Origin of the sequence: Methylorubrum sp. Q1 (genome assembly GCF_004683995.1) — a bacterium.
Lineage (GTDB): Bacteria > Pseudomonadota > Alphaproteobacteria > Rhizobiales > Beijerinckiaceae > Methylobacterium.
In genome coordinates, this window is sequence record NZ_SRHQ01000001.1 from 119,230 (window position 1) to 135,931 (window position 16,702).

Below are 16,702 nucleotides of genomic sequence, written 5' to 3' on the forward strand. Positions count from 1 at the left end.
TCACTTCATCGGCAGCGTCGGATCACCGAAGCGCTTGGCGAGGAAGAGGATGTCGTCCTCGCTCTTCGCCTGCTCCACCAAGCTGCCCTTGGCCTCGTCGAAGAACCACGTGTCGTACTTCGACGGGTTGGAGACCGGCCGGCTGGCGCCGCGCAGGACGATGTCGCCGCCCTCGATGGAACGGATCACCTCGTTGGCCAGCAGCGGCTTGTGGGCGATCGCCTCGATCGTGGCCGGGCGACCGGCGACCGAGGTCGGCGTCAGGGTGTTGGCCGCCGTCACCGAGAAGGACGGCAGGGTCACCCCGGCATCGAACGACCAGATCGCCCGCTTCTTGTGGAAGCCGATGACCTTGATGCCGCTGTCGCCTTCGCTGACCTGATCCGCTCCGGTCTGCGAACCCTGCGGAACCCCGTATTGCGGTGCTGCAACGTTGAGCCCGAGCGGGTTGGCAGCGGAAGCGCCGTAGGTCTGAGCGTAGGTCGCCAGCGACGAGGCACCCCATTTCCCGGCGACGGCAACGCCGTAGTGGAAGTTGAGGAACTGCGTTCCGACGCCGGCCGTGTTGATCACGCCGATGCTGTTCGGGAACATCAGAGGCGTGAAGCTCCCCTGCAGCATCCCGAGGTTGGTGGGCAGCAGCACCGTGAAGGCGTTCGGCCCGACCATCCGGCCGTCGGCATCGACCGTCGGCACGAGCGTCGCCTTCGCACCGAAGATCCGGTTGCTGCCCGCACCGCCCGCGATGATGTCCTCACCCGCCTTGATCGCGCCGGCATAGACGCCGGAGGCCGGCTGCGCGAGGTCCGGCACGCCCAGGATGAAGCGGATATCGAACAGCACGCTCTGCAGGTCGAACCGGGCATCCCTCGGAGCCGCGATCCAGCCGCGGTAGCCCGCAGTCAGATTCTGCTGGCCGCCGAAGCCGAACGGGCTCCTCCAGGCGAGGCCGCCGTAGAGCGGGTTGCGCCAGCTGACGACGCTCCCCGCCAAGGCGTCCCACGCCGAGCGGTTCCAGGCATCGAGATCCCCCTCGAGGCCGGTCGCACCGGCGCCGAGCACGCGGGCTTCGACCTGGGCACGATCCTCGGCGAGGGTCGCGGCCGTCACGCGCTGGCTCTGCGCCGCATTGGCGGCCGGCAACTGGATGAAGCCGGTATCGCCGATCAGCAGATCGTTGCCGTCGCCGCCGTCGATCCGGTCGTTCCCGCTCAGGAAGCTGTCGCCGCGCGAGGCGATGGAGACGATCCAGTGGAGGGCGACCGACTTCAGATCGACCGGGAAGTCCGCCGCGAGGTGCTGCTGCATCGCGGAGAACCGCTCGGCGGCGCGCGTGAACACGGCCGCCTCGACCTGGGCCGCAGCGGACGCGGTCGCGGGATCGTGGACGGCGAGGCCGCGCGCCACGCCGGGCTGGAACATGACGAGGGTGTCGCCGACCACGAGGTCGTCGCCCGCGCCGCCATCGATGCTGTCGTTGCCGATCGACACCACGTGGTTCGTGCCCATGCCCTCCGGCAGGCCGTAGGCGAGGATCTGGTTCAGCGGCAGTTGCGCCATCGCCTCCAGCTTCACCGTCACCGCAGCCTGCGCGACCCGGCCCGTCATGGCGAGGTCGGTGATGACCGAGCGCATGTCGGAAAGGGCATCGCTGAGCGCGAGGGCCGCGTCGATGGACAGGCTGCGCAGCGGCCCCGATCCCTGCACGATGGTGCGGGCGGCATCGCCGACGATGAAGTCGTCGCCCTCGCCACCGGTGATGGTGTCGTTGCCATAGGCGATCGTCCGGCTCGGGCCGCCGTGCAGGAGGTCGACACCGCGGCTGAGCGTGGCGAAGACGCCGAGCAGATCGGAGACCGAGGCCGACACCTTGTCGATCTGGCCGTTGAGCGCGGCGTAGGCCGTCACGTCGAGTGTGTAGGTCTCGCTGCTGTCCCCGTAGATCGTGTCGTTGCCCGCGCCGCCCTCGATGATGTCGTTGCCCGCCAGCACATTGTTGGTGCCGTAGAGGCTCGGAACCAGCGAGGCAGTGACGGTGAGCAGCGCGCCATCACCGCGCCGGATCGGATCGGACCCGGCGATGTCGGAGACCACGCCCGCCATCGAGGGATACACCTCGATGCGCGGAGCCCCGGCGCCGAACGCGCCGGGCAGGAGGTTGAGGGCCGGCACCACGACCTCGCCGCCGAGCGGCAGAACGAGGCCGGTCTCGGCCGCGGCACCGATCAGCCGGATGGCGTTGACGATGGTCGGCTTGTCGGAGGCGATCTCCGACAGGTTCGAGGCGCGGTCGCCGTAGATCAGGTCGTCGCCGGCCCCGCCCATCAGGGTGTCGTTGCCGCGCTGGCCGAACAGCACGTCGTTGCCGTCGCCGCCCGCGATGATGTCGTCGTCGGCCCTGGCCAGCGAGACGGTCAGTGCGGAGGTCGCCCAGGCTCCCCCCGCCGCGGTCAGGCGCGTGCCCGACCCGTCACGGGCGCCCACTGCGAGGACGAGGTCCGCCTGCGCCAGCTTCTCGGCGAGGTCGGCCGTGCGTGCGGCGGCCGACTGCGCGTCGGTGGCGATGGCAGCGGTGACGGTGCCGATCTCCTCCAGCACCACGTCGCGGTGCCAAGTGCCGTCGCTGTTGAGGACCGCCGCGCCGTCCTTGGTGAAGGCGCGGACGATCCGGCCTTCGTCACCGAGGAGATAGTCGACATCGGTGCCGCCATCGATCCTGTCGCGGCCGAGGCCGCCCACGATCTCGTCGGATCCTTCCTCACCGTAGATGAGGTCGTCGCCCATCTGACCGAAGATCCGGTCATCCCCCGCGCCGCCGGCAATCGCGTCGTTGCCGCCGACGAAGTCGATGAGGTCGAAGCGCAGCACGTCGCGCATCACCGTGTCGGCGAAGGTGCCGGGATTGCGCTGCCACGTGACCGACTTCACGTCGTCTACGAGCACGTTGCGGGTGATGACGCCGTTGTCGCCAAGGATCACATCCGCGCCGACGCCGCCGTTGATGAGGTCGTCGCCGTCGGCCCCGCCGAGCACGTTGTGACCGCCGGTGATGTCGTCGTCCCCCTCGCCGCCGCGGAGCGTATCGTCGCCCTGCTGGCCGTAGAGGAAGTCGTCGCCGGCGCCGCCCTCGATCGTGTCGTTGCCCCCGCCATCGGTCGCAGCGGCAAAGATCGAGACCGCGCGCTGGTTCACCGGCAGCGCCCGGTCGTACAGCATGTGATCGCCGAACAGTACGTCGTGTCCGCCGCCGCCGAGGATCACGTCGGCCCCGGTGCCGCCGGCCACGAAGTCGTTGCCGTCGCCGGCTTCGATGCGGTCGTCGCCGCCCGCGAGCGGATCGGTGGAGGCCACACGCCGGATCACCGCGCGACCCGCGGCCAGGGCGAGATCCGCCCGGCCGTTGTCGCCGAGGATCATGTCGGCGCCCGTGCCGGTGATGATGCGGTCCGCACCGACACCGCCCAGGACGAGATTGTCGCCGTTGCCCGCCACGATCTGGTCGTCGCCGCCCGCGCTCGGGTCGATCGTTTCGAGCACGACCATGACGCCGCCGGAGAAGCCGGCCCGGCCCTGGTCGCCGACGATGGTGTCGTTGCCCGTGCCGGTGGCGATCGCGTCACCGCCCAGACCGCCGAGGACGAGGTTGTCGCCCTCGCCCGCCCGGATCGTGTCGCCCGCGCCGTTGAGCGCGTCGAGTGTCGTCACCGAGGTGATCACACCGAGCTCAAACCGAGCGTCACCGCTGTCGCCCAGCACGATGTCCGCGCCGGCTCCGGTGTCGATCGTGTCCGCGCCGACACCACCGAGGACGAGGTTGTCGCCCTCGCCCGCCCGGATCGTGTCGTCGCCACCCAGAGCGGTGTCGGTCGAGACCGCCTGCGCGAGGCCGTCGGCGTCGCGGCGCACGAGGCCGCTGTCGCCCAGGATCACGTCGCGGCCGGAGCCGGTCTCGATCACGTCGGCATCCATGCCGCCGATGACGATGTTGACACCCTCACCCGCCTTGATCGCATCCCGGCCGCCGATCCCGGCATCCAGGCTGCGCGCCTGGACGAGACGGCCGCCCGCGTAGAGCACCTCGCCGCTGTCGCCGAGGATGACGTCCGCACCGATTTCGGTCGTGATCGTGTCGGCGCCTGCGCCGCCGAGGACGAGGTTGTCGCCCGCGCCCGCCTCGATGGTGTCGTCGCCGCCGATGGCCGTGTCCAGGCTCTCGGCCCGCTCGACCAGGCCCTTCGCATCGAAGCGGACCTGTCCGGCATCGCCGAACACCGTGTCGCGGCCCGAACCCGTCACGATCGTATCGCCACCGGCGCCGCCGAGCACGACGTTGTCGCCCTCGCCCGCCCGGATCTCGTCCGCATCGCCCACACCCGCATTCGTCGTGCGCACGAAGACCGGAATGAGGGTCGAGAGCGTCACCGCCCCGTTGTCGCCGAGGATCACGTCCGAGCCCGAGCCCGTGCTGATCGTGTCGGCGCCGACGCCGCCGATCACCACCGAGCCGCCATCGCCGACCACGATCACGTCGCGGCCGCCGACCTCCGGCGCCGTCGAGGTGATCTCCACCGGCCGCGCGGACGCGTCGAGATCGACGCTGCCGTTGTCGCCGAGCACCGCCGAGCGGCCCGCGCCGAGCGTCAGCTTGTCGGCACCCGAGCCGCCGAGCACCACGCCGTTGCCGGCGCCGAGCGTGACGGTGTCGTCGCCGGACACGGCGACATCCGTGCTCTCGACCCGATCCGGGCTGCCATCGGCGAGCCGCACCAAGCCAGCATCGCCGAGCATCACCGCATCGCCGGACCCGCCGTCGATGAGGTCGCCGCCGGCGCCGCCGATGACGAGCTTGCGGCCGTTGCCGAGCTTGATCGTATCGGCCGCGCCGAGAGCCGGGGTCAGGCTCTGCACCAGGGTCGGCACGCCCGCCGCGTAGTCGAGCTGGCCGCTGTCGCCGAGCACGGTCTTGCTGCCGTCGGCCGCGGTGATCGTATCGGAGCCGAAGCCGCCGAGGATCGTATCGCTGCCGTCGCCCGCCGTGATCGTGTCGTTGCCGCCCAGACCCGTATCGCTGGACAGGATCTGCGCGAGCAGCCCGGCCGCGTCGTAGCTGACCGAACCGAAGTCGCCGAGGATCACGTCGGCGCCCTTGCCGGTGGCGATCGTGTCGGCATCCGTGCCGCCGATAACGAGGTTGTCGCCGTCGCCGAGGAGGAGCGTATCCTTGCCGCCCTCGGTCGGAGCCGTGCTGGCAAGGCTCACCCGCACGCCGCCCGCGAAGACCGCCACACCGTTGTCGCCGAGCACAGCATCGTTGCCGCCAAGCGTCGTGATCGTGTCGGAGCCGAAGCCGCCGAGGACGAGGTTGTCGCCCGCGCCCGCCTCGATGGTGTCGTCACCGCCGATGGCCGTGTCCAGGCTCTCGGCCCGCTCGACCAGGCCCTTCGCGTCGAAGCGGACCTGTCCGGCATCGCCGAACACCGTGTCGCGGCCCGAACCCGTCACGATCGTATCGCCACCGGCGCCGCCGAGCACGACGTTGTCGCCCTCGCCCGCCCGGATCTCGTCCGCATCGCCCACACCCGCATTCGTCGTGCGCACGAAGACCGGAATGAGGGTCGAGAGCGTCACCGCCCCGTTGTCGCCGAGGATCACGTCCGAGCCCGAGCCCGTGCTGATCGTGTCGGCGCCGACGCCGCCGATCACCACCGAGCCGCCATCGCCGACCACGATCACGTCGCGGCCGCCGACCTCCGGCGCCGTCGAGGTGATCTCCACCGGCCGCGCGGACGCGTCGAGATCGACGCTGCCGTTGTCGCCGAGCACCGCCGAGCGGCCCGCGCCGAGCGTCAGCTTGTCGGCACCCGAGCCGCCGAGCACCACGCCGTTGCCGGCGCCGAGCGTGACGGTGTCGTCGCCGGACACGGCGACATCCGTGCTCTCGACCCGATCCGGGCTGCCATCGGCGAGCCGCACCAAGCCAGCATCGCCGAGCATCACCGCATCGCCGGACCCGCCGTCGATGAGGTCGCCGCCGGCGCCGCCGATGACGAGCTTGCGGCCGTTGCCGAGCTTGATCGTATCGGCCGCGCCGAGAGCCGGGGTCAGGCTCTGCACCAGGGTCGGCACGCCCGCCGCGTAGTCGAGCTGGCCGCTGTCGCCGAGCACGGTCTTGCTGCCGTCGGCCGCGGTGATCGTATCGGAGCCGAAGCCGCCGAGGATCGTATCGCTGCCGTCGCCCGCCGTGATCGTGTCGTTGCCGCCCAGACCCGTATCGCTGGACAGGATCTGCGCGAGCAGCCCGGCCGCGTCGTAGCTGACCGAACCGAAGTCGCCGAGGATCACGTCGGCGCCCTTGCCGGTGGCGATCGTGTCGGCATCCGTGCCGCCGATAACGAGGTTGTCGCCGTCGCCCGCTGCGATCGTGTCGGTCGCGCCGATCTCCACATCCGTCGTACGAACGAGGATCCGCTTGCCGTCGGTGCGGAAGGTGGCAAGGCCGTTGTCGCCGAGCACCACGTCCGCGCCGGAGCCGGCGGTGATGGTGTCACTGCCGAAGCCGCCGAGGATGACGTTGTCGCCGTCGCCCGCCACGATCGTGTCGTCGTCGCCGCGGTTCGGGTTCAGCGTGGCCACGCGCACGAGACGCCCGCCGGTGAAGCTTGCCTCGCCGAAGTCGCCGAGGATGAGATCCGCACCCGTGCCGGTGGTGATCTCGTCACGGCCCGCGCCGCCGAAGACGATGTTGTCGCCGTCGCCGCCGCGGATGACGTCGCCTGCGCCGCGGCGCTCATCGGTGGTGTAGATCTCGCGGACGAGACCGTTCTCGAAGGTCACGACGCCCATGTCGCCGAGTACGAGATCGGCGCCCGAGCCTGTGGTGATGTCGTCCGAGCCGGCGGAGCCGATCACGATGTTGTTGCCGTCGCCGCCCTTGATCACGTCGCGGGCGCCGTCATCCGGATCGGTCGAGGCGAACGCCACGCGCACGCCCTGCTCGAACAGCGCATAACCGTTGTCGCCGAGGATCACGTCGTTGCCGCCGAGCGTGGTGATCGTGTCCGTGCCCGTGCCACCGATAACGACGTTGTCGCCACCGCCCGCCTCGATCACGTCGTCGTCACCGAAGGTCGGGTCGAGGCTCTCGGCGCGCGTCAGGCGGCCCTGAGCGTCGAAGGTGAGGCGGCCGTCATCGCCCAGCACGATGTCGGCATCGGAATCGTCCCGGCCGGCATCGATCGTGTCGGCGCCGAGGCCGCCGAGCACCACGTCGGCGCCCGCACCGGACCTGAGGACGTCTCGCGTTCCGCCATCGCGGCTGCTCTGGACGACAGCACGGATCCCGAGTTCGAACCGGACGAGGCCGTTATCGCCGAGCACGATGTCGCCGCCGATGCCCGTGACGACCGTGTCGCTGCCCGAACCGCCGAGCACGATGTTCTCGCCGTCGCCGGCCTCGATCCGGTCGTTGCCGGCATCCGTCGTGTCGGTCGAGGCGAACGCGACGCGCACGCCGGCCTCGAACACGGCGTAGCCATGGTCGCCGATGACGACGTCGTTGCCGCCCAAAGCCGTGACGACATCATTGCCCGCGCCGCCGATGACGAGGTTGTCGCCGCCGCCGACGTCGATGGTGTCGTCGCCGCCAAAGCCCGGATCGAGGCTCTCGGCCCGCTTCACGCGGCCCTGACCATCGAAGGTCACGTGGCCGTCGTCGCCGAACACGACATCGGCATCCGTATCCAGCCGGCCCGCATCGATCGTGTCGGCGCCCAGGCCGCCGAGCACCACGTCGGCGCCCGCACCCGTGGCGATGAGGTCGCGCGCCCCGCCGTTGCGGTCGCTGACCACCCGCGCCCGGATGCCGAGCTCGTAGGCGACGAGACCGTTGTCGCCGAGAACGATGTCGCCGCCCGCGCCCGTGGTGACGGTGTCGCTGCCCGAGCCGCCGATCACGACGTTGTCGCCGTCACCGGCCTCGATCCGGTCGTTGCCGCCGTCGGCGGTCTCGGTCGAGGCGAACTCGATCCGCACGCCGGCCTCGAACACCGCGTAGCCGTTGTCGCCGATGACGATGTCGCCGCCGCCGAGCGCCGTGACCGTGTCGGCCCCGGTGCCGCCGATGACGAGGTTGTCGCCGCCGCCGACCTTGATCTCGTCGTTTCCGCCGAAGCCGGCATCGAAGCTCTCGGCACGGATCACGCCACCGGTCGCGTCGAAGGTGACGTGGCCGTTATCGCCGAACACGATGTCGGCGTCGGTGTCGGCCTGGCCGGCATCGATCGTGTCGCCACCGAGGCCGCCGAGCACGAGATCCGCGCCGGCTCCGGTGGTGATCGTGTCGGAGGCACCACCGATCCGGTCGCTGACGATCTCCAGACGGATTCCGCCTGCAAAGCGGATCGTGCCGTTGTCGCCCAGCACGACGTCGGCGCCCGCGCCGGTCGTAATGGTGTCGGTGCCCGAGCCACCCAGCACGACGTTGTCGCCGTCGCCGACCTCGATCCGGTCGTTGCCGGCGCCCGTGGCATCGGCCGAGACGAAGACCACGCGTACGCCGGCCTCGAACTCGGCGTAGCCGCCATCGCCGATCACCGCGTCGTTGCCGCCGCGTGCGGTCACGACGTCGCTGCCGGCTCCGGCGATGACCACGTTGTCGCCGGCTCCGACATCGATCGTGTCGTTGCCGCCGAAGCCGAGGTCGAAGCTCTCGGCCCGCTTCACGCGACCGCTGGTCTCGAAGGTGGCGCGACCGTCGTCGCCGAGCACCACGTCGTTACCGCCGAGCGCCGTGATCCGGTCGGCACCGGTGCCGCCGACGACGATGTTGTCGCCGCCGCCGACATCGATGCTGTCGTCGTCACCGAGGCCGAAATCCAGGCTCTCGGCGCGCTTCACGCGGCCCTGGCCGTCGAAGGTGACGTGGCCGTTGTCGCCGAAGACGATGTCGGCGTCGGCATCATTCTTTCCGGCATCGATCGTGTCGGCGCCCAGACCGCCGAGGACGAGGTCCGCGCCGGCTCCGGTGATGATGGTGTCGGCAGCACCGCCGTCACGGCCGCTCGTCAGTTCGAGGCGGATTCCACCTGAGAAGGTCACCGCACCGTTGTCGCCCAGCACGACATCGTCACCCGAACCCGTGGTGATGGTGTCGGAACCGGCGCCACCGAGGATGATGTTGTTGCCGGAGCCGGCCTCGATGCTGTCGTCGCCGCCGCTGGTCGGATCAACGCTCTGAGCGAGCTTGACGCGCCCCAGCTCGTCGAAGGTGACGTGGCCGTTGTCACCGAAGACGATGTCGTCGTCCGCATCGTCTTGGCCGGCATCGATCATGTCGCCGCCCAGGCCACCGATGACGAGGTCGGCGCCGGCACCGGTCCGGATCGTATCGCGTGCGCCGCCGGCCGGATCGCTCTTGGCCTCCAGGCGGATTCCGCCTGTGAACGTCACGAAGCCGTTGTCGCCCAGGACCACATCCGCGCCACCGCCTGCGGTGATCGTGTCGGAGCCCGCGCCGCCGATGACGATGTTGCTGCCGCCACCGACGTCGATGCTGTCGTCGCCGCCGGCTGTCGGATCGGTCGCCTCCGCGCGGATCACGCGGCCGAGGCCGTCGAACGTGATGTGGCCGCTGTCGCCGATGACGATGTCGTCGTCGGCATCGAGCTTGCCGGCATCGATCGTGTCGCCACCGAGACCGCCGATGACGAGGTCGGCGCCGGCACCGGTGACGATGGTGTCGCGCGCGCCGCCCGACAGGTCGCTCTTGGCCTCGAAGCGGATTCCGCCTGCGAAGATCACACTGCCGTTGTCGCCCAGCACGATATCCGCGCCGGCCCCCGTGGTGATCGTGTCCGAGCCCGCGCCGCCGAGGATCAGGTTGGCACCCGCGCCGCCCAGGATTTCGTCGTCGCCGCCGAGCGTCGGATCGACGGTCTCGGCGAGCGAGACGCGGCCGAGGGCATCGAAGGTGATGTGGCCGTTGTCGCCGAAGACGATGTCAGCGTCCGTATCGTCCTTGCCGGCATCGATCGTGTCGCCGCCGAGGCCGCCGATGACGAGGTCGGCCCCCGCGCCGGTGACGATGATGTCGCGACCGCCGCCGCCGGCGCGCTCGCTGAGAGCCTCGCGCAGGACGCCGTCCACGAAGTCGACGACGCCGTTGTCGCCGAACACGAGGTCGGCGCCGATGCCGGTGGTGATGGTGTCGCTGCCCGAGCCACCGAGCACGACGTTGTCGCCGTTGCCCGCGCGAATCGTGTCGTCGCCCGCCACGCTCTCGTTCTTGGTCGAGACACGCACCAGCCTGCCCTGCGCGAAGGTCGCCGCACCGTCGTCGCCGAGGATGATGTCGAGACCGGCCCCCGTGGTGATGTCGTCGGCGCCGACGCCGCCGAACACCACGTTGTCGCCCTCGCCCGCCACGATGGCGTCGCCACCGCCGAAGGTGGATTCCATCGTCTCGATCGAGACCAGGACCCCGTTCAGGAACACGGCGCTGCCGTTATCGCCGAGGATCACGTCCGCGCCCGATCCCGTCTGGATCTTGTCGGCCCCGACGCCGCCGATGACGACGCTGCCGCCATCGCCGAGGGTGATCTCGTCGCGTGCGCCGGCCGTGGCGGCGGTGGTCGCCGCCTGGAGCACGCGGCCCTGCGCGTCGAAGGTCGCCTGACCGTTGTCGCCGAGCACCGTGCTGCGGCCGTCGCCGGCCGAGATGATGTCGCTGCCCGAGCCGCCGAGGATCACGGCCACGCCGTCACCCACGGTGATCGTGTCGTCACCGCCGACGTTGTCGTAGGTCGTCTCGACCACGATCGGCAGGCCGGCGGTCGTGAGCCGGGCATGGCCGGCATCGCCGAGGATGACGTTGGTGCCGGTGCCGAGCTTCACGCCGTTGCGGATGCCCGCGGTGATGCTGTCGCCGCCGGCACCGCCGACGACGGTGTTGCGTCCGCTGCCGAAAGCGATCGTGTCCGTGTCGCCGACCTCCGGGCTGATGCTGGCGATCTCGACGATGATGCCGGCCTCGAAATCGGCCTGACCGCTGTCGCCGAGCACGACGTTGTTGCCGTCGCCGATCGTGATCGTGTCGCGGCCCGTACCGCCGAGCACGACGTTGTTACCGTCGCCGATGGTGATCGTGTCGTCACCGCCGATCGCGGTGTCGAAGGAGAGCGCCCGCTGGATCCGGCCGAGGGCATCGAAGGTGACGATGCCGTTGTCGCCCAGGATGACCGCGCCCCTGTCGCCGCCCTTGATCGTATCGCCACCCATGCCGCCGAGCACGACGTTGTTGCCCGCGCCGAAGGTGATCGTGTCGCCGCCGCCGATGGAGGGCGCGGTGGTGGCGATCCGCGCCAGCACGCTGGTCGTGAACCCGTCCGTCACCGTCACGGTGAAGTCGGCCTCGCCGCTGTCACCGAGGATGACGTGGTTGCCCGCGCCGGTGGTGATGGTGTCGCCACCCGCGCCGCCGATGATCCGCGAGGCGCCGTCCTCAGCCGTGATGATGTCGGCACCGCCGACCTCGGGCGTGATCGATTCGATGCGCTGGGCACGGCCGTTGCGGAACACCGCCTTGCCGCTGTCGCCCAGGATCACGTGGTTGCCCGCGCCGACCTTGATCGTGTCCGCGCCCGCACCGCCGAGGATCGTGGTGTCGCCCTCGGTGGCCTCGATCGTGTCGTTGCCGCCGATCTCGGTCGCCGTCGAGGTCACCGTCGCGATGATGCCATCAACGAAGGTGGCCGAGCCGCTGTCGCCGAGCACGACCTGCGTGCCCTTGCCGAGCGTGATCCGGTCCGCGCCGGCGCCGCCGATGACCGTGACGTTGCCGTCCTTGGCGGTGACGGTGTCGTCGCCGCCGATGCCGGGATCGATGCTCTCGATCGAGACCAGCGCGCCCGCGGCGAAGCGGGCCTTGCCGCTGTCGCCGAGGATGACGTGGTTGCCCGCCCCCACATCGATGCCGTCCGAGCCGGCACCGCCGATGATGGTGGTGTCGCCGTCGGCCGCCGTGATCGTGTCGTTGCCGCCGATCTCGGTCGCGATCGAGGTGATGTCCTGGATCTTGCCGTTCGCGAAGGTGGCCGAGCCGCTGTCGCCGAGCACGACCTGCGTGCCCTTGCCGAGCGTGATCCGGTCCGCACCGGCGCCGCCGAGCGCCGTGACGTTGCCGTCCTTGGCGGTAATGACGTCGTTGCCGCCGATGCCGGGATCGATGCTCTCGATCGAGACCAGCGCGCCCGCGGTGAACACGGCCTTGCCGTTGTCGCCGAGGATCACGTGGTTGCCCGCGCCGACATCGATCGTGTCGGCACCCGCGCCGCCGATGATGGTCGTGTCACCGTCGGATGCGGTGATCGTGTCGCTGCCGCCGATCGCGGTCGCGATCGAGGTGACGGTCGCGATCTTGCCGTCGACGAAGGTGGCCGAACCGCTATCGCCGAGCACGACCTGCGTGCCCTTGCCGAGCGTGATCCGGTCCGCGCCCACGCCGCCGATCACCGTGGCGTTGCCGTCCTTGGCCGACACGGTGTCGTTGTCGCCGGTTTCGGGATCGATGCTCTCGATCGAGACCAGTGCGCCCGCGGTGAACACGGCCCGACCGTTGTCGCCGAGGATGACGTGGTTGCCCGCGCCGACATCGATCGTGTCGGCGCCTGCGCCGCCGATGATCGTGGTGTCGCCATCGGACGCCTTGATCGTGTCGTTGCCGCCGACCTCGGTCGCCACCGAGGTGATGGCCGCGATCTTGCCGTTCGTGAAGGTGGCCGAACCGCTGTCGCCGAGCACGACCTGCGTGCCCTTGCCGAGCGTGATCGTGTCCGCGCCCGCGCCGCCGATGACGGTGACGTTGCCGTCGCCGGTCTCGATGCTGTCGTCGTCACCGACGGCCGCTTCGTCGTCCGTGGTCTTGATGCTGGTCAGGACCGGAACCGGCACGGTCACGCCGTTGATGATCCGCGTGCCCGGGACGAAGCGCGCCTCGCCGGTATCGCCGAGGATGACATGCGTGCCCTTGCCGACGGTGATGCCGTCCTTGCCGGCGCCGCCGATGATCGTGGTGTCGCCGTCGCTCGCCTTGATCGTGTCGGCGCCGCCGGTCGTCCCGGCGGTGCTGCGCAGGCTGGTCAGGACGCCGCTGTCGAACACCGCCTCGCCGTTGTCGCCGAGGATGACGTGGTTGCCCGCGCCCGCGGTGATCGTGTCGGCTCCGAAGCCGCCGATGATGATGTTGTTGCCGTCGGTCGCGGTGATCAGGTCGCCGCCGCCGATGCCGGTATGGGTCGAGACGATCCGGCTGACGACGTGGGTTCCCTCGAGCGCGATGCCCGCGGTGGCCGAGCCGTCCTGGTAGATCTGGCCGTGATCGCCGACGATGACGTTGTCGCCGCCCTTGGCGTCGATCGTGTCGGTGCCCGCGGCCCGCGCCTGATCGATGAAGGGATCGGCGATCGTCACGATGCGGCGGACGTCGTCGAGGTTGAGGCTGGAATCGCCGAGGATGGTGTCCGCAGCCGGTCCGCCGACGATCGTGTCGTTGCCGGTGCCGCCGGCGATGATGTTGCGCCCCTTGCCGCCGGTGATCGTGTCGTTGCCGGCGCCGCCGTCGATGATGACGAGGCCGGTCGCGCCCGAGGCATCGATGATGTCGTTGAGGCTGACGACCGTGTTGTCGCGATCCAGGGTCCCCTCATCGCGGAAGCCGTAGCCGCGTCCGGTCTGCTTCTCGAAGGTGGAGTCGTAGCGGCTGCCGTCGGCGGTGGTATCGCCGAACAGGGCGAGCGTGCCCTGCGAGCCGGTCACCGTGATCGTATCAGCGCCGCCGCCGCCATGGATGGCGGTGAGGGTGCCGACGGCCGTGCCGGTCACCGTGACCGTGTCGGCGCCGGAGCCGAGCAGCAGCTCGACCGACCGCATGCCGCTATAGGTCACGCCGCCCTCGAAGGTGCGCACGGTGTTGTTGCTGCTCGTGGCCGTGGTGACGTCGTTCGTCGACATGCCGAAGCCGTCGATATGCGTGGCACTCACCGTGCCGGAGACGCCCGCCGTCGTGGAGTCGTTGTAGAGCGTCACCTTGTCGAAGTCGGGCAGCCCGTCATCGACGATGTTGCGGTCGACGACCGGATTGTTCTCGCCCGGCAGGACGATGGCCGGGGTCAGCGAACGGCTCTCGGGGCCGACACCGCCCTCCAGAACCAGCGGTCCCTCGATGCCGCTGAGCTCGTGCGGCTGACGCGAGAAGGTCTTGAGGTCCGAGGTCGTCCGCGCGCCGTTGGGATCGCGCGCCACGGTGACCCGAACGGCCTGGTCCCAATCCGTCGCGGTGAAGGTGATGGTGGCCGGGTTGGTGCCGTCGGCCGCCTTGAACCGGCTGTCCGCGCTCGACGTGATCGTCTGGCCGTCTCCGGCCAGCGTGATCGTCACCGGCGCCTTCGGCGGCATGGTCAGGACGACGTCGTAGTAGGACGTCTGGTTGGGCGTCACGACGACGCCGCCCTCCTTGGGCGTCACCACCACGCCGGCGGTGTTGCCGTCGGTCACCTGCACCCGCACCACTGGCTGGCCGACGAGCGCCGCCTTGAAGAAGCCCTCCGTGGCTCCGCCGTTCATGGTGCTGGTGACGGTGTGGGTAATCTCCGCGACGAAGCGGTTCTCGGGCTTCAGGTCTGCCGGGGAGGAGACCAGCACCGTCTGCGGCTGGTTCCAGTTGGCCAGGGTGAAGATGAGATAGGCGCGACCGTTGCCGTCCCGCGGCAGCAGGTTGCCGTTGCCGTCGGAGAAGACGACTTCCGTGCTCGACACGTTGAGCGTGACGCGCACCTCCTCGCCGACCAGCGGGGCATTGTTGAGGACGACGGTGTAGCTGTCCCTGTTCTGGGGCTTGTTGCCGTTGCCCTCGATGACCGACGTCGCGCCGCCGCTCTCGGTGATGATCAGCCCAGGCTTGTCGTTGTCGATGACCTTGACCAGCGTGTTGCGGACAAAGGTGCCGTTCACCTCCGCGTTGGAGCTGATCACCGAGTGGCCGATCGCCACGTTCTGGTCGCCCTCGAGCGCCGTGTCCGACTTGGCACGGACGAAGACCGTCCGGTCGGCCGTCCAGACGTAGGTGTTGCTGGCGTTGTCGAAGACGGCGGTGAAGCGCAGCGTCAGCGCATCCGCCCAATTGATGCCGTCCGTCGAGATCTCGACAGTGCCCGCGTTGCCGGCCAATGCGCGCATCTGCGCCGAGGATTGCGCGGCCGAGACCGTGACCACGGCCCAATCGGTGCTGGTCAGGGCAGTCGTCTTCGGCGCGGGCGGTGCGATCTTGTAGGTACCGACACTGCTGCCGGTGGCATCGGGGGTCGTATTGCCGGAATCCTCGCGCAGGGTCAGCCCGCCGCCGTCGCTGACGGAGCCCGCATCGGCCGCCGAGACCGACGCGTTGATGCCGGGCACGAACAGGCCGTTGAAGGCCGGGTCGGTGCTGCTGATGGTGTGATTGATGACCGCCGCGTTGCCCTTGGCGTCGCGGGCGACGACCTCGCCGCTGACGTCGCCGGCGACGTGGAAGGTGTCGCTGCCCAGGCCGCCGATCAGCGTGGTGACGACGCCCGCCGGGGTGGAGAGCACGTAGAAGGTGTCGTCGCCCTCCAGGCCGTCGACCTCGACCGCTTGGATGTTGGTGAAGCGGATCGACAGGCCGGCACCGAAGATGCCGTCGCGCGTCACCACGAAGGTGTCGGCGAACTCGGTGCCGAGCGCGACGATCTTATTGAAGCCGGAGCCGCCATCGATGTCGAGCGGCGCGTTGATGTTGTACTCGATCCGGTCGTTGCCGGCACCGGCATTGAGCTTGATCTTGTTCTCGGATGCGGTGGCGAAGGCGCGCACGATGAAGACGTCGTCGCCGTCCTCGCCCTCGAGACGCAGATCGGCCTTGTTCGAGTAGATCTGGAAGGTGTCGTCGCCGACACCGCCGTAGATCACCGTCGGGATCGAGATGCCGCGGGACAGGTAGCCGCCGAAGGACAGTTTCGTCGTCTCGAAGGCGTCCTCCACGAGCAGCCCGTTGGGGACGTCGCGCGGCGTCGCGAAGACCTGGCCCACTTGGAAGAAGTCGTTGCCCTCGCCGCCATCGATGGTCATCAGCGCGGCGTTGTCGTCCATCGCGAAGCGGTCGTTACCCTTGCCGCCTTCGACGATAATGCGCCCGTTGATGCTCATGTCGTAGTTGATCCGCTCGACGACGGCGTTCACCGGGTAGGTGCCGTCGGCATTCGGATGGACGAGCGCGACGAAGTTCCGGCGCATCAGGAACTGGTCGGCGGCATCGGTGCCGAGGATCGTCAGGGTGTCGACACCACGGTCGGGATTGCCGGAATCCGTCACGTTGATGCGGTAGGACGAGGCGCCGGCCACCTGGATGCGGATCGTGTCCGTGTCCTGGCCGCCGTCGATGTCGAGCGTATCGGTGGCGCTACCGGTCTTGCTGGTGAGCGAGGGCAGGCGATCGACGTTGATCGTGTCGGCGCCGTCCTCACCGAAGACCTTCGTGTTGCCGGCGATCTCGCTGACGGCGAGGTCGAGCCTGTCGTCGCCAGAACCGAGGCGAATGGCCGTGGCCGCAGCGCGGACCCGGCCGCGCAGGGCGAACCGGTCCTGGCCGCTGAGGCTGGTCAGCGCCAGGGTCGAAGTGGCGATCGTGGTGCCG

The 16,702-nt window shown here is 69.7% G+C and carries 1 protein-coding gene (cut by a window edge); it reads right to left on the reverse strand.

Annotated elements, in window-relative coordinates:
• Window positions 1–16,702: the end of an LEPR-XLL domain-containing protein gene (locus tag E4V01_RS00545; RefSeq protein ID WP_135297040.1), read on the reverse strand. Its footprint extends 29,057 nt past the window's final position; 16,702 of the gene's 45,759 nt are visible here — the last part of the coding sequence; its start codon lies beyond the right edge, outside the window; its stop codon occupies window positions 1–3.